Genomic DNA, 19,623 nt, shown 5'->3' with positions numbered 1-19,623 from the left:
ATCGGGAAGGGGGCGGCGGGGGCCGGTGAGCTTCGAGGCGATGCGCTCGGCGCGCTCCATGACTTCGGCCTCCGACGAGCCGGTCAGGAACTCGAAGAACTCTTCGGGAACCCCGTGCGCGCGGGCGGCACGCTCGCGCCACAGATCGGCCTCGGCGCGAGTACGGGCGCCAAGGGCCTCCTCGTACTGCTCTTCAAGGGAGCGGGCGCGGGCTTCGAGGTCGGGGTAGCGGGCGGCGAGGTCGTTGTTGCGCTTCGCGCGGCGCTCCCAGTCGCGGGCCCGGTGCTTCCACCGGGCGAGCTCGTCCGTCCCGCTGTCGTCGGCGTCGTCCTGTTCGGTGTCGGCGGGCTCGTGTTGCTCGGTCGGCGGCGTCTCGGCGGCGGGGTCCGGCGCGGTGCCGCTCGGGGGCGTGGCTTCGGACGTCGCGGGGTTGCTTTCAGCCGGGCTGGTGGCCTCGGCGGGTGCGGCCGTGGTGGCGGTGGTGTCGGTCATGGGGGCACTCCCGTTCCGGGTGCGTCGCCGGCACCGTTGCGGTGCTCGGCGAAGGGGATGGACATGACGAAAGAGACCCAGCCCACTGGGCTGAGTTCATGGAGCAGCATGGGGTTAGCCCGCATCACGGGGATGGTTGAGAACTCTCGGAGTGCTACGAACTCCAGCGGGGCGAGGCCCTGTTGCGTAGCCTCGGCCTCATGACCGAAGAGACGATCACCGCGTTGAAGAACTACGACTGGCTCGTCCGGAACAAGGGCCTGGACGAAGTTGAGTTGGATTGGTCAAGCGACTCGCTCGTGTTGAGCGATGGCGGCGGTACCGAGATCTCGCTTCCACCGATGTTGGTTTCACGCCTGGGACGAGGCCACAGTCCTAAGAAGCCGTCGAGGTCTCTGAATCGCCCGTTGTCTGCTGGTGGCGTTGCCCGTCGAGGTGGCGACGCCATTCGGCGAGGGTGCCGCCGCTGCGGCGCCACTCGGCTTCGAGCTGGCCGGCTTCCTCGCGGCCGGGCCACGCTTGGCGGTTGAAGACGGGGACGGCGACGCAGGAACAGCCGTCGTGGTACGGCTCGCCGGAGCCGTCCCGCAGCAGCGCGGCCGACGAGTCCTTGTAGACCGGGCCGCGCGAGACGAGCATCAGGCAGAAGGCGCACGGGTTGCCGGACAGGGCGCGGCGGGCGTAGCCGAGGGCGGCCGGGTCGTGCCGGGCGGCGTCCACGACGGCTTCGCGACCGGCGTCGCGGGCGTGCCGCTCGGCGACGCGGACGGCGGACTCGACGACGGTGGCGGGCGGCGGCTCGTCCTCGTCGAGGGCGTCGAGCCGGGCGCGCAACGGGCGGTAGGCGGCGGCGAGGGCGCGCGGCGGATAGTTCCGTCGCGGTACCTCCGGGGTTTCGTCACGTGCGCCGTTCACGGGCGTCAGCCGCTCACGGGATTCCTCACGTGACGCATCCTCGCCGCTGGTCGGCGGGGTTGTTGCGTCCCGGCGTGACGTTTCCCGGCTCGGCGCGGGGGCGAGCTGGGCGCGGCGCTGGGCGGCGTAGAAGTCGGCCGCGAGCTGCCACGAGGCGACGCGTGCCCGGTAGATCGCGGGGTACGCGGCGTCGAGGAACGCGGCCCACTGGGCTTGGCTGGGCCGTCCGCGCAGCGTGCGCACCAGGGGCGCGAGAGCGGCCCGCAGCGTGGCCGTGATGGCGGCCTGGCGGCGTCGATACTCCTCGGGTGTCACGCTGCGGGCTCCTCGTCCTCGTCGCCGTCCTCGTCGCTGTCCTCGCTGTCGTCGTCGGGACCGGTGTTGCCGCTGCTGCTGTCGGTGGCGGCCAGGTAGCGGACGGCGGGGTCGGTGTCGGTGAGCGAGCGGAGCCGGGCGCGGTACTGCGGGGAGTATCCGAGCTGTTCCCAGGCGGCTTCGACCGGGAGGATTCCGGCGGCCACGAGTTTCGTCACGGCGTCCGCGCGTGCCGCAACGGTGGGTGTGGCGGCGTCGCGCCAGTCGGTTTCCATCGCGGTGCCGCGTGCGGGGTCCATGCCTTCGACGAGCATGGCCAGCCGCATGACGCGTTCCCACGCGCCGCCGAAGGCACGCTGTTTCCGCTCGGCCCGTTTGATCAGACGCGCTTCGCTGGAGCGGATGGCGTCCGCGCTGGCGGGGTTGTCGGTGGACTGGCCCAGGTAGTGCGGCGGCAGGCCGGTCACGGAGGCGACGAGTTGCGCGTAGAGGTTCATGACCTCGGTGAAGTTGCGCAAGTCGGCGGCAGGGAACTGGCCGGCCTTCGCGTCCTCGCTCGCCAGCATCAGGAACCGGCCTATGTACGCCTCCCACGCGGGGATGGGCTGGCCGTGCGCGTCCTGGAAGTCCTCCTGGCGCGCGCCGAGTACGTACCGCTGCGGGACGGCCAACAGCTCCTGCGCACCCTGCATGTTGGTCAACGTTCGGCACGCGGCATCGGTCAGGCCGATCACGTCGCGCATCTCGCTCGCGCCGGAGCGCTCGCCGGCGCGTCCGCGGTTGGTCAGCATCTCCACCAGCGGGCGGCCGAGCTGGTGTACGTCCTCGCCGGTCACCTGCCACACGCCGCCGCGCGGGACGCGCTCCAGCGAGACCGTGCGGTCCGGGAGGTAGAGGCGGGCGGCGTACGGCGGCGCCGTGGGGTGGGCGTCGGCGCGGTCGTGGGGCTCGTCCTCGGGGTCCTCGGCCAGCACGCGGAGTGCGGCGGTGACGCGTCGGGTGTAGGGGTCGAAGTCGGCGGCCATGGTGCGGGCCGACTCCACCCGGATCACCGGCGGGGCACCCTCTTCGGGCGCGGTGCCGACGGTGACGAAGGCGCGGCCGTAGACGAGAGCGTCGAGGTGCGCGAGCTGCGATTCCTCGTCGAGGTCGTTGGCCTGCCACCACTCCCACAGCCGCTCGTCGGCATCGGCGGCGCCGTCGAGGCGGAAGCCTTCGACGTCCAGCCGCTCTTCGAGCGCATCGACATACAGCGCGGGCCAGTTGACCACTGTGGACATCTGCCGCATCTCCGGCGGCAGGGACAGGCCGATGGAGGCGAGGCGGACGCGGCCCTCGTAGTAACGGTCAAGGCGGGCACGGGTATTGGTGCCCCCACTCAGCTTGCGTTCGAGACGAGCAACTGTGTCAGCGAAGGGTAGCCGCATGTGGGTACGCCCCCCTTCACCGAATCCTGTATACGCCGTCGGCCTATTCTCCAAGCCCGAACAGGCCATTCAACCAAGCTGTGATGACCGCACAGGGGATACCGACGGCAAGAAGCGTCAACCCCGATACAAGCTGCCAGTTCGCGCCAACCTTGACGCTAAATTTCAGTTGCCGCACTTCCCCTCTTCGGTGAGGAATCACCGCCGTCTCGTAATCTGCCCTTACCCACATCTTGAAAGCTACAATAGAGCCGGTAAAGCCAGCCAGAAGCGCTGGCGGGAGAGTTACGCCAATGGCTTCACGTAGACGGCCCGACGGATCAATAACCCCCAACAGGTCGAGGATTAGAAAAACGACAAAAGCGAGACCTGGACCGAACCCGAGAAATCGCACCGCTGACAGTGCAACCAGACCACGACGTCTCGGCTCCTTCAGAGCCGAGACGAGACTTTGGACGTCGCGAATCAGGTCACGAGCTTCCTGGCTTCCATCCCTTGCCCACGCGTGAGGAGTCTCGCCCAGCCAAACCTCTACGCTCGGCCCCTCGGTTGCAAATCCAACTTGCCTCAGATCCTCCGAATAGGCGCCCTTCAGATCCTCAACGTCGTCGGCCAAACTACTTTCCCCCACCTGAAGGATCACATTCTCTGCGCGTTCCTTCAGAAGCAGATGGACGCTTTCGAGGTCATCTAGGTAGAGCAGCGCCCCACGTAGTGATCGCCAGTCCTCGGTTGCAGGCCGCAGTTCGTGGCGTGGGTACCTTCGCAACGCACACATGCCCGCCAGAATATGCGTGCAGAAGTCAGCACGTGGCGGAGAACGAGACTCCCTCTCGACTCGTCACCATCATCGCAACACGATCACTCGCCGGTCCTTCTTCCCAAGGTCCTTGCCGGACATCACGAGGTCGTGGCGAGCCATCTCGGCAAGCAAGCAGGCGGCCCAGCCATCCACCTTGCGGCGGGAACCGCGCCGGTCCTTGCCGAAGCTGATGCCGTAGCGGTTGGGGCGACGGCGGGCGTTGAGGACGTGGCGACGTAGGGTCACGTCTCCGATGTGGCGGATCTTGGTGTCGCGGACGGCGCGCATGAGGCGTTCGTTGGCGAGGGTGGACTGTTGCAGCCGTCCGCGCATGTCCCATGCGACCGGGTTGGCGGTGGAGGCGCGGACGCGGACGGTTTCGCGGAAGTCACGGCCCCAGGCGTCCACGTAGCTTTCCCAGTGCTCGACGTCGGCGAAGAAAGCGGCGACGTCGTAGTCTTCGAAGGCGTCGCGGACGGTGGTGTCCACAGCTTCGCGGTCGATTTCCCAGCCTTTGCCGTCCGGCCCATCGGGGCGTTCCCAGATGGCGAGCGGGACGAACAGCCGGTCCTCGATGCGGCAGGCGACGAGGGCGGTGGCATCGTCGCGGATGGAGCCGTCGAAGCCGAGGACGATGGAGTCCCCCGCGTTCAGCTCGGCGTCGGTGCGGCAGGCGTCCCACTCGTGCGGAGCGAAGAGCGCGTCATCGGCGGTGGCGACTTCGTTGAGGTAGAAGCGCCGGGAGTCGGCGGGGTCGGTGCTGGTGTCGTAGATCTCTTCCAACACGCGGTCGATGCGCACCCATGGCGCGTCCCGGTACAGCCGCGTCAGCGCGGCGCGGACCTCGGCCTCGTCGGACAGGTCCTTGACGGCCGCCTGGGGGTGGTAGCGCATCAGGCCGGCAAGTTCGCGGCGGGACAGGGCGCGTTCGGCGTCCTCGCTGGTCTTCTCGGCTACGGAGTCCTCGCCCGGAACCCACGTATTTGTCGTTTCTAGGCTGCGACCGTTCATCTTGCCCAGGTTGCGGCGGATGGTGGCCGCCAGCCGTCGGCCGCCGTTGGTCGGCAACCACAGGTGCGGCTCGTCGAGGACGGCGGCGGTGAGTCGCTGGCCCTCGCGGGACGGTGCGGAGGCGGTGACCGGCTCCAGCTTGCCCGCGCGGGTGCGTACGCGGGTCAGGCCGATGTCGAGGCCGTCGATGGCCTGTACGGCGTCGCCATCGCGCAGCATGGACAGGACGAGCGCCATGGTGTTGTCGGTCTGGTCCTGGCTGACGGCGGCGAGCTGCACATGTGGTGAGGGGTGCGGGCGGCCGACGGCTTCGCCGGCGGCGTCGAAGCCGTCGGAGACGACTTCCGCCGCCAGCTCGCAACAGGACAGGGCACCGGCGAGCGGGGACTTGCCGGCGCCCTTGGGCATGACGACCTGGCTGCGTCGGAAGAGCCACGAGCCGTGGGCATCGACGGCGTACCACCAGGCCACGACGCGCGCCTGAGTATCGGTCCACCGCCACGGCTCGCCCGCGGCAGCGCCGTCGGGCTGGGCAAGGAACGCCTCGCCCCAGGCCAGCACTCCCCACCCGAGCGTCGCTATCCCGTAGTCCGTGGGCATGCCCACTGGCAAGCCGTCGGGGGCGAGCGGAACCTGTTGTCCGGCGAGCGCGACGCGCAACGTCACACCCCCTTGACCTGCCCCCATCTCGCGCGTGCGGCGGCACGGGCCTGCTCGGACACGAGGTTCTGTTTGCGCTGTGCGTCGGCGGGGGCGTCCGGCAGCTTGAGCGACTTGAGAAGCGAGGCGAGGACCGAGCGGTGTTGCCGCACCTCGGAGACGAGCGGGGAGGCGACGGGTTGCCCCTGTGAGCCCTTGGCCATGAGCGGGGCATCGGCCAGCTCGCCTTCGAGGCGTTCGATGATGTCGGCCTCGCGGCAGGCGTCGCCGAGGACGCGCGCCTCGTCGGGGCGCAGCTCGTACCGCTCGACGACCTCGCGCCACAGGCGGCGCCCGGCGGTGCCGAGCTTCGCAGGCGGGCGAGGCTTGGCCCGCTCGGTGTCGAACCCGGCCATGGTGACCACCCCCAACCGCGGGCGAGGACGGGTGAAAACAGGGCTGACCTGCACGCATGGCCAGGAGTGCTATGACGATGCGGTCCGGAGAGATCACCGGGCCGGGGGCATCCCCCAGGGTTTGCCCAGGTCAGAAGCCCTTCGGGGCGGTGAGTGCGTAGGCGTATGTCCTGCATACGCCTTGTCGCATGCCTCTACACGGCTCCGTCGGCGTGGTCGTCGGTCGGCCACGCTGGGCGTCGCCGCTCGGCGGGGTGCTGCTCGGCTGGCCGTGTGCGGGGGCGCTTGGCGCGGGACTTCGCGGCGGCCTTGCCGCCCTCGCTGCTCGACTTGGCGCGGTGGCAGGGGTCCGAGTGGATGGCTGCGAGGTTGTCGAGCGCGTGGTCATCGCCTGCGACGAGGTGGTCCACCTGGTCGGCGCCGTGCTTGCCGCAGACGTGGCAGATGCCGTTGTCGCGGCGGAGGACCGTGGCGCGCAGTACGGGCCAGTTCGGCGGCAGGCGCTTCGCACGGTCGCTGGTGTCCCAGGCCATGAGCGGACTGTCTCCCTACGGGTTGCGCTTGTCGCCGGGCCACAGGCCGGTCTGGTCGTGGTGCCACTGGCTACAGATGCGGCGGGCGCGCTCGTCGCCGACGTGCTTGGACAGGTGACGGTGACAGCGGGTCCAGTCGCCGGGGCTGCCCCAGCGGATCTTGACGGCGCCTTCGCCGGTCTTCCAGTAGCGCTCAAGGCTGTCGGCCATCGGCCGTGCTCCTTCACTCGCGGTGCGGGCCGCGCGGGACCTGGCGCATGAGGCGTTCGTACTCGCGGCGGCTGAGGTGGTAGCGCGGGTCCGGCTTCCGCTCGGCGCGCTGGGGGCGGCGCGGTGTGGTGGTCGTGGTGGTCACGCGGTGGCCTTCCTCGGCGGCGCCGGGGCGCCGGGGGCGGGGAGTTCGCGGAGGTCGTAGCGGACCTCGCCGCGTCCGGTGCCGTGCTGAGTGATGCGGCCCTCGTGTGCCCAGCGGTAGACGGTGGCCACGGGGCGGCGGCAGTAGGCAGCGGCTTCGTCCGGGCGTACGAGGATGAGGGCGCTCATGCGCGTCGGCCTCCCTCCGGGAATGCGAATGGGCCACCTCGCCGGGGGAGTCGAGGCGGCCCATTCAGGTCGTCGCGCGGTGGTGATGTCCCGCTGTGCGGTGACACGTCTTGCGCTCGTATCAGAAGATATTTTCACAAACTCTGGATTGTCAACCCATTAGGCCGCGACGGGAACCGGGGGAAAGTTTCCCCGCGTTTCTGCGAGTTCTATAAGTTGCGGACCGCGCCATTCGGTATGGCAGTCCGAGCAGTGCGCGACGAGCGCGGCGGGATTGGCGGTGACGGTGCCGCCGCACGTGCACGCGCATAGGGGGACGCGTGGGGTGTCGCCGTCGAGGACGCGGCGCGCACGTCGGTGGAGCTGGGCGATTTCACGGGCGAAGTCGCCGACGGCCGGGTGCTGCTCGACGGCCCAGGGGAGGTTGCCGCGCAGGCGGTGAACGGCGCTGGTCACGCGGTCGTCGCGGCTGTCGAGTTGGGGTTCTCCCCAGTCGAGGAGGTCGTACCAGTCCTCTACCCATGAAGCGAGGATGTCGGCGATTCCGCCGGGCGCGGTGAGGTTGAGGGCGTCGATGTTGCACGGTGCCGATGCCTCTACGGATGTGCGTTTTCCGCTCGTCTTTGCTTTGGTGCCGACGAGGTATTCCAAAGCGCGGTAGAGAGACGGTATCTCGTCGAGTTGCGTTGCCAGGCGTTCTTCGCATACGCGGCAGAGATTTCTACCCTCGTTTGTATTGCGGGGGCAGTGTTGGCAGTCGCTCATCGCTTGTCTCCCCATTCACCTGGATCTGGGGCATCGGGTTCTTCGTCGCCCTCTTCGGTGACGGGGTCGCCGAAGCCGCCGGCGGGGGTGGATTCCACGAACCGGACTCGCCGGTCGATGGCCCGGTGTGCGGTTTGGTTTTCGAGGCCGTGGCGGCAGGCGCGGCACAGCCACGGGCGCCGAAGGGTGATCCATTGGTTACGTGAGCATGCGGGACAGTGCAGGTAGTACGCGGAGGGGCCGAACGGTGTTTCCCAGTTCGCGTATCCGCGTCCCGGCCAGCGCCCGGTCTCCGTACGCGTGATGTCCAGCGGCGCGCGGCCAGCGAGGACGAGTTCACCCCCGGGCCATGGACAGGCGCAGTCGCCGGGGCACCGGCAGGCGCGAGCCTTGGCCAGTTCGGCGGCCTTCTCGATGCGGGGGATGCCCTCGCCTTTGGCCTCTATCCAGATGCCGAGTTCGTGCAGCCAGAAGTCGGGGATGTAGACGGCGCCGGAGGGCAGAGTGATCGTTTCGGGTTCGTAGTGCCACTTGATGCGGTTGCCGTCGAGGGTGGCGGCCCAGTCCGCTTCCAGGCGGGACCGGAACATGGTGTCGCCGTAGCGGGTGGGTACGGCGTCTATGGTCCCGTGGTCCGGGCCGTCGGTGGTGTGGGTCATGCGGCGCTCCTGCGCTGGCGTCGTAGATCGGGGCCGTCGAGATGGACGACGGTAGCGGCCTGCGCCAAGCGGGAGGCGAGACGGTCGCCGAGGCGGCTTGCGAGGTCGGGACCGGTGGGTCGGCCGGTGTCGCCGGGTGCCGCGCGAGCGGGGAGGTTGCTGGTGACGATGGCGGGGAGGCAGGCGTTGTAGCGCTCGTTCAGGAGGCGGTAGGTGGCCTCTTCGGTCCACTCGGAGAGCTTTTCGGTGCCGAGGTCATCGAGCAGAAGCAGGGGGATGCGGCACAGGCGGGCCAGCTCGTGTTCGGTGCCGTGCCCGCTGCCGCCGGGGCGCAGCCGTCCGTACATGTCCGGGGCGGTGGTGGCGGTCATCTCGAAGCGGCGGGGCCCGGATTCGGCGACGCGGCGTAGCGCCCCATATGCCTGATGGGTCTTGCCGCATCCGAGGGCGCCGGTGAGGACGAGGAACCCGGCGTCGCGGTAGTCGTCGATGACGCGGTCGGCCCAGGTGATCACGTCGGGGTGGGTGACGGTGGCGTCGCGGTAGCGGTACAGGACGGCGGTGCGCCACCGGTTGAGGGCGAACTCGGCGCGTTGCCTGCGGTGGTACTCGGGGTGGCCGGGCTCGTCGGGCGTGGGCTCGTCCGCTACCGGCCCGGCGGTGAGGTCGCGGCCGTGCTCGGTGATACCGGCCATGAGGCGAGCGAGAGCGGAGGGGCGTTTCTCGGCGAGGGTCTGGGGTTCGGCCACGGGATGGCTCCTCAGAATCCAAGATCGTTCGCGTAGGCGGAGGGGGCCGGGCATTGGAAGGGCTGATAGCCGCCGGTGCCGGTCCGGGGCAGCGGTCTGCTGGTGCCGGAGGCCGGCAGGGGCGGGAGCTCGCCCCAGCCGCGCAGGAAGTAACGGGCGGAAGCGACGTCGGTGCGCGCGGCGGCCTTGACGGCGTGCTCGACCATGGCGGGAATACCGGTCCTCTCGATGAGGGCAAGGACCGTGAACCACTGGTCACCGCTGAAGGGCCAGCGGACGACGACGCCCGCGGCAGTGAGCTGATCGACGAGAGGGCGTGCGGCTTCGGGGATGCCGTGGTCGAAGCGTTCGGCAGACAGCCGACCCTGCTGGCTGGCTGAGGGGGTAGTTGGTGAGGGGTCAGGAGGGGTAGGAGTCCCGGATCCCGGGACACTGACATCCCGGTTTCCGGGACACTGAGACGGTTCAGTGTCCGGAGAATCGGGACACTGAACGCCGAGGTCAGGGTCCGCAGTTCCGGGACGCTGAGAGCCTTCAGCATCCCGGGAACCGGGACACTGAGAGCCGTCGTCAGTGTCCGCGTTTCCGGGACACTGAGGCACGGTGGAAAAGGCGGGAATCCGGTACTTCGCGGCGCCGTTCTTCTGCCCGGCAGCCACCCGTTCGAGCGCGCCCTTGCCGGTGAGCGTCTTGAGGACGGCGTACATCTGTGAGCGGGACACGCGGGCACGGTGCAGCATCTCGGGGCGCTCGACGCTGTTCCAGGTGGTCCGGGTGTCGTCGTTGGCGTCCTCGGCGAGCGCCACCAGTACGTACGCCTCTCGGTGCGTGAGAGAGCGGGGCGCGTGGTTGAGGATATCGACGATCAAACGGATTCCCACGTCCCTGCCTTTCTCGGTCGCGCTGGTGGAGGTCGGGGCGGAGGCAGCTACGCCACTACGCGCACAGCTCGATGCGGTCGATGAGGAGCCGCAGCGCGGCGGCTGCTTGCTGGTGCACGACGCCGTTGCCGAGGGCCTTGAGCTGCGCGACGCGTGACAGTTGGGGAACGGCGGTGACGTGGCCGTCGGGGAGGCCCATGAGCCATTCGACGAGGGCCGGGTTGAGCCTGCCGCGCCCGTCCACAGGGCGCGGTGCCGGGCGGGTGAGTTCTTCCCATCGCTCGACGGCGGCGGCGTACGGTCCCCAGTCCGTTGCGTCGTTCGATGTCTCCCGCGTTGGCGCTGGGGCGGCCAGGGACGTCGTGACGTTCGACAGGTACGCCTGATGACCGGCGGCCGTTCGCTGCTCGGCTGTCGCGTAGTTCGATCCGTGATCACTTGCCGATGGGGTGGGCAGGAGTCGCGCCGCGGCGCTGGGCAAGGTGAGGTCGCCCCGGCTACCGCGCTGGTTGGGGCCGCCCTTCTCGCCGTCGGAGGCGCGCGGGGTCGGGAGCAGCGACACGGCGTCGTCGAGGCAGACCTGGCGCCGGTGCGGGTTCGGCCCCTTGTGGTCCCTGGCGTTGGGCGTGGGAAGCAGGGACACGGCCGTCCGCAGATCCGGGCCGCCGTCGCCGTGGTCGCCCGCGCCATTGGTGTCCGAGGTGCGCGGAGTGGGCAGCAGACGCACGGCGAGGCCGAGCGGTAGGCCCATGTCCCCCATACCGGGGTGGCGGGCCTTCATGCGTTCACGCCGCGCCTGCCAGACCGCCGGGTCGATGTCGTCCTGTATGAAGGTCGCGGTCGGCGTCGGCAGCAGGCCGCGCCGCGATGAAGACCCTTTCGCGCTGGTGGGCAGCGCCGATCTCGGACGCGCGTACGCAACACCATTCCGCGTCGTACCCGCGGTCGGCCAGATCTCCGAGTACGGCGCCGAGTGCTCGCAAAGCAGGTTCAGCGCTTCCGTCTCCCAGACACCACGGGCACGGTTCCACGTCGCTATGAGCCGTCGCGGAGAGGAGACCGCGGACATTTTCGATCACCACCAAGGAGGGTTGAAGGGCTTCGATCGCTCGGGCCACGTGCAGCCACAGGCCCGAGCGGGTTCCCCCGGCGATGCCGGCCCGCTTGCCGGCGAGGCTGACGTCCTGGCAGGGGAAACCGGCGGTGAGCACGTCCACCGGCTCGACGTCGCGGAAGTCCACGGCGGTGATGTCGCCGAGGTTGGGTACGTCGGGCCAGTGGTGGGCGAGTACCTTGGACGCGTTCGGGTCCACCTCGCAGTGCCACGCGACCGTGCCACCGAGTACAGCGGTCACACCCAGTTCGAGACCGCCGTAGCCGGAGCACAGGGAGCCGATACGCGGTTCGGTCACGCGCTCCCCTCTCCGTCCCCTTCAGCGGTCCACAGCGGCGCCTCGGCGGTCTCCGGGATGTCCCCGTCGGCGTGCGGCTGTGCCTGTTCGGCGGCTGGCTCCTCGTCGGCCTGACCGTGTTCGGCTGCGGACGCCTGCTCACGCGGTGCGGACTTACGACGGCGCCGTACAGTGCGGGTCTCGCCCTCGGTGCCGTCGGCCAGTTCCTCGGCGGCGTACGGGACGCCGTGCAGGACGTCGGAGGCGGTCAGGCGGCAGGCTTCGGCGGTGGCGCGGGCCAGCAGCATCGCCGTGGGCTGGCGTTTCCAGTTGTCCTTGCCGGTGAGCTGCATGTCTCGGGCGCGCTCGATGGTCCATTCCGAGCGGTGGACCTCGGCCTCGCCCGCGCGTCGGCCACAGACGACGGCGCGGGTGGCGGTGGTCTCCTCTTCCCAGATGGCGTGTCCGTGGGACTGGACGAGGGCGCGCATGGCGTTCGCGCGCATCGCCGGTGTGCCCTTGATGAGGTCGAACGAGCGCAGCGCGGCCATGGGGGACAGGCCCATTTCGGTGCCGGTGAGGATGGCGGCGGTGACCTCGTGCGGCTTGCCGCGGAAGGCTTCGGGCACGAACGCGGTACGCGCCAGGGACTCGGCGATGGTGAACGCGGCACGGGCGGAGTCGGCCCACGCGGCGAGCGTGGCGATGGTGCCGCCCACCGGTTCGGCGGACGCTGGGGCGGAGGCGGTCTCGGGTATGGCCGGGAGGTTGTCGGTCATGCGCGGGGCTCCGTGGTCGTGAGCAGGTGGGCGGGGCTCACCGGGTCGTGGACGAGGGCGCGGAAGTTCTTGGCGGCGCGAGCGACGGCGGCCACGTCGAGGAAGCGGCGGAAGGTGTCCCATCCGGCATCGAGCGGATGGACCGCGTAGCCGTCGGGCTGGAGGTGGACGGCGTAGGCGGCGGTGATGCCGAGCGCGGCCATGCCGGCTTCGCGGTCGTCGTCGGTGAGGTAGAAGTCCGCGTACCGGTAGGCGGCGGCCTGCAACGCGGTGTCGGGCCAGATCCCGGACGCGCCGGTCTTGTAGTCGAACAGCGCCACCTCGCCATTGGGCAGCGCGGCCACCAGGTCGAGCGTCCCGGCGTAGTGATGAGCGCGGGAGCCGACCACGGCCTCTGTCAGCAGCGGGCGGACGGCCCAGTCGTCGAGGAAGTCCGCGCACGCCGAGACGTAGCCGTACAGCTCGTCGGGGACATCGACGTCCTCGCCCCGGGAGAGGGCTTCGGCGTGGCGGTGGACTTCGGTGCCGCGCACGGCCGCCGCGTTCCGCTCGCGGAAGGGGGCGCGGCGGATCTCGTCGTACGCGCTCTCGGCCTCGCCGGAGGCCACCATCGGCGCGAGCGCGCGCCAGTGGTCCACCGCGTACCGGGCCGCGGACTTCGCCGCCCACGGGACGAGGGCGGGCTTGGGCAGGCCACCGCCAATGAGGGTGGTCACCCCGGTGACCGGCTCGCCGTCGAGTTCGTAGCGGTGACCGCGGGCGGTGTCCGTACGTACGAGGGTCATTCCGCCGCTCCCTTCCGCACTCGGGCGGTGGTGGTCAGCGAGGCGTAATACGTCAGGTCGGCGGCGAGCCGTCGCGCGTCGGGCTCGGACAGCGAGAAGTCCATGGGCCACGACAGGGCGCTCACGAGGGCCGCCCGGAAATGGTCATGGGAGGCGGCGGCGCTGTTGATGGTGTGCTCAGGGAGATCCTGAGCTTCAGCGAGACCGCTGAGTGATGCCCAGGTGCGGCGCCGGCGTGCAAGTTCGTCGAGCGCGTCGGCTGTGCCGCGCGGGTCGGCGGCGTACTCAGCCGCAAGAGCATCGACGACGAGTTCAGCGATGTCATCGACACTGAGCAGCACGCGATGCCGCTCGGCATGGAGGCTGACGCTGATCACGCTGTCCCCTCTCGGCCGGGAAGGTTCACGGCCAAGTGATCACCGGTCCGCACAGCACAGGCGCCGTCGGACATCTGGGCCGTACAGCCGGCGCGCAGGCCGGCAGCGAGGGACAGCGCGGTCTCGGCCGCGCGTTCCGCGCGAGCGGCGAAGTCGGCGGCCCGCTTCGGGTCATGCTCGGCGAGGACTTCGACCCACCGGGCCGTCTGCTGGGCGCTGGTCAGCGTGCGGGCCAATTCGCGGGCGGACAGGACCGACTCGACGCCGAGGAGCCGCTTGACGAACGGAAGTCCGTCCGCGCCGTCGTGCTCGGCGTCGAGGTAGGCGCGCGTCAGGCGTCCGCGCTCGGCCACCAGGTCGGGCGTGGTCATCGCGACGTAAGGCGTGTTCATCAGGCGCCCTTGCGGTGGCGCATCGGGGCGGAGTCTGCGGCCTCGCACTCGTCGAGGTAGGCGTCCAGGGCCGAGAGGCGGTACACCACGCGGCCCTGCATCCGGAACGAGCGGGGTCCGCACTCGCGATGGCGCCAGGTGCGCAGCGTGCCGACCGCGACGCCGAGGTAAGCCGCCGCCTGCTGCGTGGTGAGGACGGCGGGCCCAGGTACACCCCCCTGCCGAAGACGCGGGATCGAACGAGCCGAAGACGGTTCCTGAGACATGCGCACCCCTCCGTGCGCGCCTGTGGTCATATGCCAGGCGCGTTGGCAATGACCTCAGAGATTACGTAGCGACTCGTAACGAAGCAACGATCTTTTCCAGTAACTACGAGTCCCGCGTTTCCTCGCGTTGCATATTGCGTCACGGCGTTGCACACTCGAAGCATTTGGCTTGAAGGCATCGCACGCCACCGGCCCGGAGCGGAGAGACGACGTGAACCAGGACCCCGAAGCGTGGCAGCGGCTCGCGGCACGCGTCCGCGCCGCACGCGCACAGCTCGGCTGGACACAGGCGGAACTCGCCGAACATGCCGGCGTGTCCGCGAAGAGCGTCTACACGCTCGAATCCGGCGCCGTGCCAACCCGCAGGCCGCCGACGCTCCACCGGATCGCGCATGCGCTGGGGTGGCCGCCGGGGTTCATCGACAGCCTGTTGGACGGCCCCGCGATGACGTACAGAGATGAGACCGGCGAGACCACGGTTGTCTATGCCAAGCGGGCCCACAACCCCGCTGTGTCGTCCCTGCGGGGCGCCATGGAGTTCAGCCGAGCGTGCGCCGAGATGGGGGCGGACCCGCGCCTCATCGAGCAGTTCGACGCGGCGGCAGACGCGTTGCTTGAGTCGGCCATGACGGCGCGAGCCGCGCGCACCGGCCAGCTCACCCAGGACCACTTCGCCGCCGTCGCCCACTCACCCGAGCACGACGGGGGCACGAGCGCGGTGTCCGACCGCGCGATCGTGGACGACGCCGTACGCCGCTTCGAGGGTGAGACGGACAGGAAATAACTGATCACACACGGTTTCGACTTGCGCACGGAACACACACGGCGGTTACATCGAACGTGCGCTCGAAACGGAGGTCGTGTGATTCCGAATGCCACCAACCTGTGCCGCACATCCCTGCCGTCACTGGCGCCGTTGCCCGGCGCCGATCGAGCGCTCAAGCCTCCAGGGAACCCGTACTCGCCGTGGCAGGAAGCCGACGAACTCGGCCTCAGCATCCGCTACGCACCGCTGACGGACACCTATTCATGGTGGGTGCCGTCCCATCGCCTCATCCTGGTCGCGGACCGGCTGACCTCCGCACAGGAGCGCTGCGCGCTTGCCCATGAGGTACAGCACGCCGTGAACGCGGACACCGAATGCCGCCCGGGACTGCCCGCGTCGGCAACCTGGGCGCGGCGCCAGGAGATTCGCGCCGACGTCGCCGCCGCGCGCAAGCTCATACACGCCGTGGACCTCGAAGACACCCTGCGGTGGGCGACGAGCCGCGAGGAAGCCGCCAGCGAGCTCGACGTCACCGTCTACATGCTCAACGTCCGGCTCCATCTCCGCGAGCGCGAGCAGCAGTTCCGGCCCTCGTTCTGACTCACCGGGGCACCGCTCGACTACGCGGCGGACTCCCCGCCCGCCGCATGCCGCGCCTCCCAGGCAGCGACATCCTCGGAGCGGTACCGCACGCGCGAGCTGCGCCCGGACCCGAGCTTGACGTAACGCGGCCCTTCGCCGCGCCACCGCCAGTTCGCGAGCGTCCCCACGGATACGCCCAGCCGCCCGGCGAGTTCCGCGGGGGTCCACACCCCTTGGCTCATGGCTCCCCTTCCCCGTACGCCGTTGCGTCTCTTTCGGCTCATGCTGCGATCGAAAGAGACGGTACAACTGGTGTTTGAGAATGAGCAAGAGCTATTGCATGGCATCTATTTGAGATGCCACGATGTTCCGCGTGAACGAGCCAACCGGCGGCACGGGCCGCAGACTCACCAAGAACCCCCTCGGCCCCTCCGGCGAGCACGTACGCCGGAACGTCACGCGCGTACGGGAAGCGCGAGGGTGGGACAAGAAGGAACTCGCGCGGCGCGTTACGGAGTTGGGGCGGCCGATGCCCGAACTGGGCATCGGCCGCATCGAGGCGGGCACACGGCGCGTGGACGTGGACGATCTCGTCGCGCTCGCCATCGCGCTCGGCGTGAACGTCTCGGCGCTGCTGCTCCCCCCGGCCGACGACGCACAGGAACCGTGCGGCGTGACCGGCGTGGGAGACGTGAGCCAAGAGGCGGCGTGGGACTGGGCGGACGGACAGCGCCCGCTCGTCCACGGGGACGACCCCAGCGCCGCCCATCTCCAGTTCCTCATGCTGGCGCGCCCCTCGGGCCGCCGGATGACGGACATGCCGCCGGCCCCCGGCACCGATCCCGACAGACAGGAGCGCCACTAGATGGCAAGGGTCTGGATAGAGGACCGAACGACACACGAGAGCTACAGGGAGGCGGTCAAGAAGGCGAAGGCGGCGAAGAAGACACCCCCCGGCCGCTGGCGGGTGCGCTGGTACGACCCCGACGGCAAGGAGAGGTCGCAGACATGCGCCACGAAGCCGAAGGCCGAGAAGGTCCAACAGGACCTGCTCGACAAGCTCGACAAGGGCTCGTACCGCGACCCCTCCGCCGGCAAGACGCTGTTCTCGGTGGTCGGCGAGGAGTGGACGAAGACGCTGCGGAAGCCGGGCCGTAAGACCAGGCACGACTACGACGAGGTGTACCGCCTGTACGTCCTCCCGAAGTGGGAGACGTGGAAGGTCGCGGCCATCAAGTGGGAAGACGTCTCGGCGTGGATTGACGCGCTGTGCACCGAGCCGGGCGTCTCCGGCCGGACGCTCTCGCCCGCCCGGATCATCAAGATCTTCGGCGTGTTCCGCATGATCATGAAGTTCGCGGTGAAGTCCGGCAAGATCGCCGTCAGCCCGGCCGTGGAACACGAGCTGCCCACCATCGAGGACGACGACGAACACGTCTACCTGTCGTACGACCAGCTCGAAGCCCTGGCACGGGCCGCCGGCGACCACGGGCCGCTGATCCGGCTGTTGGGATACTCCGGCATCCGCTGGGGCGAGGCAACAGCCGTCAAGTCCGGGCGGCTCAACCTCGACACGCGGCGCCTGCGCATCGTTCAGGCGTACTCGTCGGTCAAGGGCAAGCTCGAACTCGGGCCGGTCAAGAACCACGAGAAGCGCACCGTGCCGTTACTGTCCTCGCTCGTCGGGGAGCTGCGGCCACGCGTTTCGCGCGACGACGCCGAGGCCCTGGTGTTCACCGCGCCGAAGGGCGGCGCGCTGCATTACAACAACTGGCGGTCGCGGGTCTTCGACAAGGCGGTGAAGGCGGCGGGTCTCGACGACCTCGGGCTGACGCCGCACAAGCTCCGGCACACCGCCGCGTCGCTCGCCATCGCGGCCGGAGCGGACGTCAAGGTCGTACAGACCATGCTCGGGCACAAGTCCGCGGTCATGACGCTCGACCTGTACGGCCACCTCTGGCCGGACCGGCTCGACGAGGTGGCCGACCGACTCGAAGAAGGGCGCCAGCTCATCCTGGAGCGGCGCCGCGTCCTCGCCAGGGTCGGCGGCCTCTTCACCGTGCTGCGTGAGCGCCGCGCCGCCGAGGACGAGCGAGACAGGGCGGAGACCAGCGCGGTTACCGTCCTCGCTGCGTGAGCGAAAATCATGCGTACTAAATGCGTACTGCCCGGCAGGAGACCCACCGGGCAGTGACACGAACAGCCTGTGACCAGGCACTTTCTGAGCCGCCTGGGGGAGTCGAACCCCCGACCTACGCATTACGAGTGCGTCGCTCTGGCCGACTGAGCTAAGGCGGCACATCGCCTGCGGACAGCTTCGCAGCCGCAGCGGCGATAAGTCTACATGGTTTCCGGGGGTGGTTCTGACCATGGTGGGGGCGGGGATCTGGCTGGTCACGCGGGTGTGCTGGGTCAGGAGCAGGTGGTGCCGTCCTTGGGTGGGCGGTTGTCCAGGAGGTAGGCGTTGATGGCCGAGTCGATGCAGGTGCTGCCGCGGAGGTAGGCCGTGTGCCCGTCGCCGTCGTACGTCAGGAGGCGGGCCGAGGTGAGCTGGCCCGCCAGTCCTCGGGCCCAGCGGTAGGGGGTGGCCGGGTCGCGGGTGGTGCCGGTCACGAGGATGGGGGGTGCGCCCTCGGCGGTGATGCGGTGCGGGGCGCCCGTCGCTTTCTGCGGCCAGTATCCGCAGTTCAGGGCCGCCCATGCGAAGCTCCGGCCGAAGACCGGGGAAGCCTTCTCGAAGGACGGGAGGGAGGCGCGGGCCTCCGCCGGGGTGCGGAACGCCGGCGGGAGGTCCAGGCAGTTCACCGCGGTGTTCGCGTACATGATGTTGGAGTAGCCGCCACTGCCGTCGCGCTCGTAGTAGTCGTCCGAGAGGGCCAGCAGCGGGGCGCCCCTGCCCTTCTTCACCTCGGTGAGGGCCTCGCGGAGTGTGGGCCAGGAGCCCTCGTCGTACATCGCGCGGACCACGCCCGTCGTCGCCTGCGACTCGGTGAGCTCGCGGGACGGGTCGCCCGTCTCGGCCGGCGTCCTGTCCAGCTTCCGGAACAGGGCGTTCAGGTTGCGGGCCGCCTGGCGTACGTCCTCCGTGCCCAGCGGGCAGTCGTCCCGCTTCACGCAGTCGCGCGCGAACGCCCGGAACGCGGTCTCGAAGCCCGCCGTCTGCTCGCGGTTCACCCGGCGCGCGGAGAGCGACGGGTCCATCGCGCCGTCCAGCACCAAGCGACCGGAGCGGCTCGGGAACAGCCCCGCGTAGAACGCGCCGAGGTAGGTGCCGTACGAAGCGCCCACGTAGTGCAGCTTCCGGTCGCCGAGCGCCGCGCGCAGCACGTCCATGTCGCGGGCGGCCTCCACCGTGGAGACATGTCCGAGACGGTTGCCGGTGCGCTGGCGGCAGCCGTCCGCGAAGCGCTGGAACGCCGCCCCGAGACGGCGCACCTCCGCGGTGTCGTCCGGGGTCTGGTCGGTCTCCGTGTAGCGGTCCATCTGCCGGTCGGTCAGGCAGGCGACAGGCTCGCTGCGGGCGACGCCGCGCGGGTCCATGCCGACGATGTCGTACCGCTCACGCACCTCGCGCGGATACGACAGGGCCGCCACCCGTTCGACGTAGTCCACCGCGGATCCGCCCGGACCTCCGGGGTTGACCTGGAGCGAACCGATGCGGTCCCGCTTCGGGCCGGACGCTCGCTTGCGGACGACCGCCAGCCGCAGGTCCTCCGACCCGCGCGGGTGCGTGTAGTCCAGCGGCACGCGCAGCTTGGCGCACTCGAAGGGCGGGAGGTCCGGGTCCGGCGCTTCGGGGGCCGTGGGGGCGTCCGTGCCCGCCGCGTCGCACGGCCGCCAGCGCAGCTTCTGCGCGTAGTACGGCTTCAGGGCGTCCGGGATCTTCGCGGAGAGCGGCTTCAGCACCGGGGCCTTCGCACCGGCACGCGAATCGCGCGCGGAGGCTCCCGATCCGGGCTTCGCCGGCGACGACGACGCACCGCCCGTACAGCCGGAGAGCAGCAGCGCCGCTGTCACCAGCGCCACCGCGCCGCAACGGGTGGTGCGTCTGGTGTCCATGGGCCGGTTCCTTTCCTCGCGGCGCGACAGCCCGTGTTCGGGTTCCCGTGTGTGGTCTGGGGTGTCCTGGGGTGTCCTG

General features: G+C 69.8%; 26 protein-coding genes, 1 tRNA gene and 1 pseudogene. 4 read left to right on the top strand and 24 right to left on the bottom strand.

The window, feature by feature from the left end; translation table 11 throughout:
- From G5C65_RS02035 to G5C65_RS01940, 21 genes and pseudogenes are all read right to left on the bottom strand, one after another.
- Positions 1-492 (bottom strand): annotated as a pseudogene (locus tag G5C65_RS02035) (hypothetical protein); the annotation flags it as partial.
- A 375-nt stretch (positions 493-867) separates the two neighbouring features.
- Complete coding sequence (locus G5C65_RS02030) at positions 868-1,722, bottom strand: VG15 protein (protein WP_165296821.1); 855 nt, start codon at positions 1,720-1,722, stop codon at positions 868-870.
- Complete coding sequence (locus G5C65_RS02025; protein ID WP_165296820.1) at positions 1,719-3,149, bottom strand: phage portal protein; 1,431 nt, start codon at positions 3,147-3,149, stop codon at positions 1,719-1,721. Before G5C65_RS02025 ends, G5C65_RS02030 begins: the two co-directional genes overlap by 4 nt.
- A 43-nt stretch (positions 3,150-3,192) precedes the next feature.
- Positions 3,193-3,792, bottom strand: coding sequence for a hypothetical protein (locus G5C65_RS02020; RefSeq protein WP_165296819.1), 600 nt, complete (start codon positions 3,790-3,792; stop codon positions 3,193-3,195).
- 204 nt (positions 3,793-3,996) lie between these two features.
- Positions 3,997-5,622, bottom strand: coding sequence for a phage terminase family protein (locus G5C65_RS02015; RefSeq protein ID WP_241265492.1), 1,626 nt, complete (start codon positions 5,620-5,622; stop codon positions 3,997-3,999).
- 2 nt (positions 5,623-5,624) lie between these two features.
- Complete coding sequence (locus tag G5C65_RS02010) at positions 5,625-6,017, bottom strand: hypothetical protein (RefSeq protein WP_165296818.1); 393 nt, start codon at positions 6,015-6,017, stop codon at positions 5,625-5,627.
- 194 nt (positions 6,018-6,211) lie between these two features.
- Positions 6,212-6,550 carry an HNH endonuclease gene (locus tag G5C65_RS02005; protein ID WP_165296817.1) on the bottom strand — a complete coding sequence of 113 codons (339 nt, stop codon included), beginning with the start codon at positions 6,548-6,550 and terminating at the stop codon, positions 6,212-6,214.
- Between the two features lie 15 nt (positions 6,551-6,565).
- Positions 6,566-6,760: a hypothetical protein gene (locus tag G5C65_RS02000; RefSeq protein WP_165296816.1), complete on the bottom strand. Its 195-nt coding sequence runs from the start codon at positions 6,758-6,760 to the stop codon at positions 6,566-6,568.
- A gap of 13 nt (positions 6,761-6,773) precedes the next feature.
- On the bottom strand, positions 6,774-6,905 hold the full coding sequence (locus tag G5C65_RS40040) for a hypothetical protein (protein ID WP_277607956.1): 132 nt from the start codon (positions 6,903-6,905) through the stop codon (positions 6,774-6,776).
- Entirely contained in the window at positions 6,902-7,093 is a 192-nt protein-coding gene (locus G5C65_RS01995) for a helix-turn-helix domain-containing protein (RefSeq protein ID WP_165296815.1), read from the bottom strand. The genes G5C65_RS40040 and G5C65_RS01995 overlap by 4 nt, the downstream gene beginning before the upstream one ends.
- A gap of 159 nt (positions 7,094-7,252) precedes the next feature.
- Positions 7,253-7,858, bottom strand: coding sequence for a hypothetical protein (locus G5C65_RS01990; RefSeq protein WP_165296814.1), 606 nt, complete (start codon positions 7,856-7,858; stop codon positions 7,253-7,255).
- A complete protein-coding gene (locus tag G5C65_RS01985; RefSeq protein WP_165296813.1) occupies positions 7,855-8,517 on the bottom strand; it encodes a PDDEXK family nuclease in 663 nt (220 codons plus the stop codon). The genes G5C65_RS01990 and G5C65_RS01985 overlap by 4 nt, the downstream gene beginning before the upstream one ends.
- Positions 8,514-9,266, bottom strand: coding sequence for an ATP-binding protein (locus G5C65_RS01980; protein WP_338146202.1), 753 nt, complete (start codon positions 9,264-9,266; stop codon positions 8,514-8,516). Before G5C65_RS01980 ends, G5C65_RS01985 begins: the two co-directional genes overlap by 4 nt.
- Before the next feature lie 11 nt (positions 9,267-9,277).
- Positions 9,278-10,135 (bottom strand): hypothetical protein, encoded by an 858-nt coding sequence (locus tag G5C65_RS01975; protein WP_165296812.1) that lies wholly within the window; start codon positions 10,133-10,135, stop codon positions 9,278-9,280.
- 67 nt (positions 10,136-10,202) lie between these two features.
- Complete coding sequence (locus G5C65_RS38905) at positions 10,203-10,898, bottom strand: hypothetical protein (protein ID WP_241265491.1); 696 nt, start codon at positions 10,896-10,898, stop codon at positions 10,203-10,205.
- A 34-nt stretch (positions 10,899-10,932) separates the two neighbouring features.
- Positions 10,933-11,559 (bottom strand): DNA (cytosine-5-)-methyltransferase, encoded by a 627-nt coding sequence (locus G5C65_RS01965; RefSeq protein WP_165296811.1) that lies wholly within the window; start codon positions 11,557-11,559, stop codon positions 10,933-10,935.
- Complete coding sequence (locus G5C65_RS01960) at positions 11,556-12,317, bottom strand: hypothetical protein (protein ID WP_165296810.1); 762 nt, start codon at positions 12,315-12,317, stop codon at positions 11,556-11,558. The genes G5C65_RS01965 and G5C65_RS01960 overlap by 4 nt, the downstream gene beginning before the upstream one ends.
- Positions 12,314-13,102 (bottom strand): hypothetical protein, encoded by a 789-nt coding sequence (locus G5C65_RS01955; protein WP_165296809.1) that lies wholly within the window; start codon positions 13,100-13,102, stop codon positions 12,314-12,316. Before G5C65_RS01955 ends, G5C65_RS01960 begins: the two co-directional genes overlap by 4 nt.
- Positions 13,099-13,479, bottom strand: coding sequence for a hypothetical protein (locus G5C65_RS01950; protein ID WP_165296808.1), 381 nt, complete (start codon positions 13,477-13,479; stop codon positions 13,099-13,101). Before G5C65_RS01950 ends, G5C65_RS01955 begins: the two co-directional genes overlap by 4 nt.
- Positions 13,476-13,871, bottom strand: a complete 396-nt coding sequence (locus G5C65_RS01945) for a hypothetical protein (RefSeq protein ID WP_165296807.1) — start codon at positions 13,869-13,871, stop codon at positions 13,476-13,478. Before G5C65_RS01945 ends, G5C65_RS01950 begins: the two co-directional genes overlap by 4 nt.
- Complete coding sequence (locus tag G5C65_RS01940) at positions 13,871-14,137, bottom strand: helix-turn-helix transcriptional regulator (RefSeq protein ID WP_165296806.1); 267 nt, start codon at positions 14,135-14,137, stop codon at positions 13,871-13,873. Before G5C65_RS01940 ends, G5C65_RS01945 begins: the two co-directional genes overlap by 1 nt.
- A 169-nt stretch (positions 14,138-14,306) precedes the next feature.
- Between G5C65_RS01940 and G5C65_RS01935 the strand changes: the two genes are divergently transcribed.
- Complete coding sequence (locus G5C65_RS01935; RefSeq protein WP_165296805.1) at positions 14,307-14,921, top strand: helix-turn-helix transcriptional regulator; 615 nt, start codon at positions 14,307-14,309, stop codon at positions 14,919-14,921.
- A gap of 78 nt (positions 14,922-14,999) precedes the next feature.
- A complete protein-coding gene (locus G5C65_RS01930) occupies positions 15,000-15,503 on the top strand; it encodes an ImmA/IrrE family metallo-endopeptidase (RefSeq protein WP_165296804.1) in 504 nt (167 codons plus the stop codon).
- A gap of 20 nt (positions 15,504-15,523) precedes the next feature.
- Here G5C65_RS01930 and G5C65_RS01925 read toward each other — a convergent pair whose 3' ends face one another.
- Positions 15,524-15,727: a helix-turn-helix transcriptional regulator gene (locus tag G5C65_RS01925; protein WP_165296803.1), complete on the bottom strand. Its 204-nt coding sequence runs from the start codon at positions 15,725-15,727 to the stop codon at positions 15,524-15,526.
- A gap of 131 nt (positions 15,728-15,858) precedes the next feature.
- Between G5C65_RS01925 and G5C65_RS01920 the strand changes: the two genes are divergently transcribed.
- Together G5C65_RS01920 and G5C65_RS01915 are read left to right on the top strand one after the other, a co-directional pair.
- Positions 15,859-16,350 carry a helix-turn-helix domain-containing protein gene (locus tag G5C65_RS01920; RefSeq protein ID WP_338146201.1) on the top strand — a complete coding sequence of 164 codons (492 nt, stop codon included), beginning with the start codon at positions 15,859-15,861 and terminating at the stop codon, positions 16,348-16,350.
- Complete coding sequence (locus G5C65_RS01915) at positions 16,351-17,622, top strand: tyrosine-type recombinase/integrase (RefSeq protein WP_165296801.1); 1,272 nt, start codon at positions 16,351-16,353, stop codon at positions 17,620-17,622.
- An 87-nt stretch (positions 17,623-17,709) separates the two neighbouring features.
- Here G5C65_RS01915 and G5C65_RS01910 read toward each other — a convergent pair.
- Together G5C65_RS01910 and G5C65_RS01905 are read right to left on the bottom strand one after the other, a co-directional pair.
- Positions 17,710-17,783, bottom strand: a tRNA-Thr gene (locus tag G5C65_RS01910).
- A 114-nt stretch (positions 17,784-17,897) separates the two neighbouring features.
- Complete coding sequence (locus G5C65_RS01905) at positions 17,898-19,544, bottom strand: alpha/beta hydrolase (RefSeq protein ID WP_165296800.1); 1,647 nt, start codon at positions 19,542-19,544, stop codon at positions 17,898-17,900.
- Positions 19,545-19,623: the final 79 nt, after the last annotated feature.

Origin of the sequence: Streptomyces boncukensis (genome assembly GCF_011045075.1) — a bacterium.
Lineage (GTDB): Bacteria > Actinomycetota > Actinomycetes > Streptomycetales > Streptomycetaceae > Streptomyces > Streptomyces boncukensis.
Note: the sequence above shows the minus strand (reverse complement) of the source record. Positions and strands in the feature narration are given on the sequence as shown.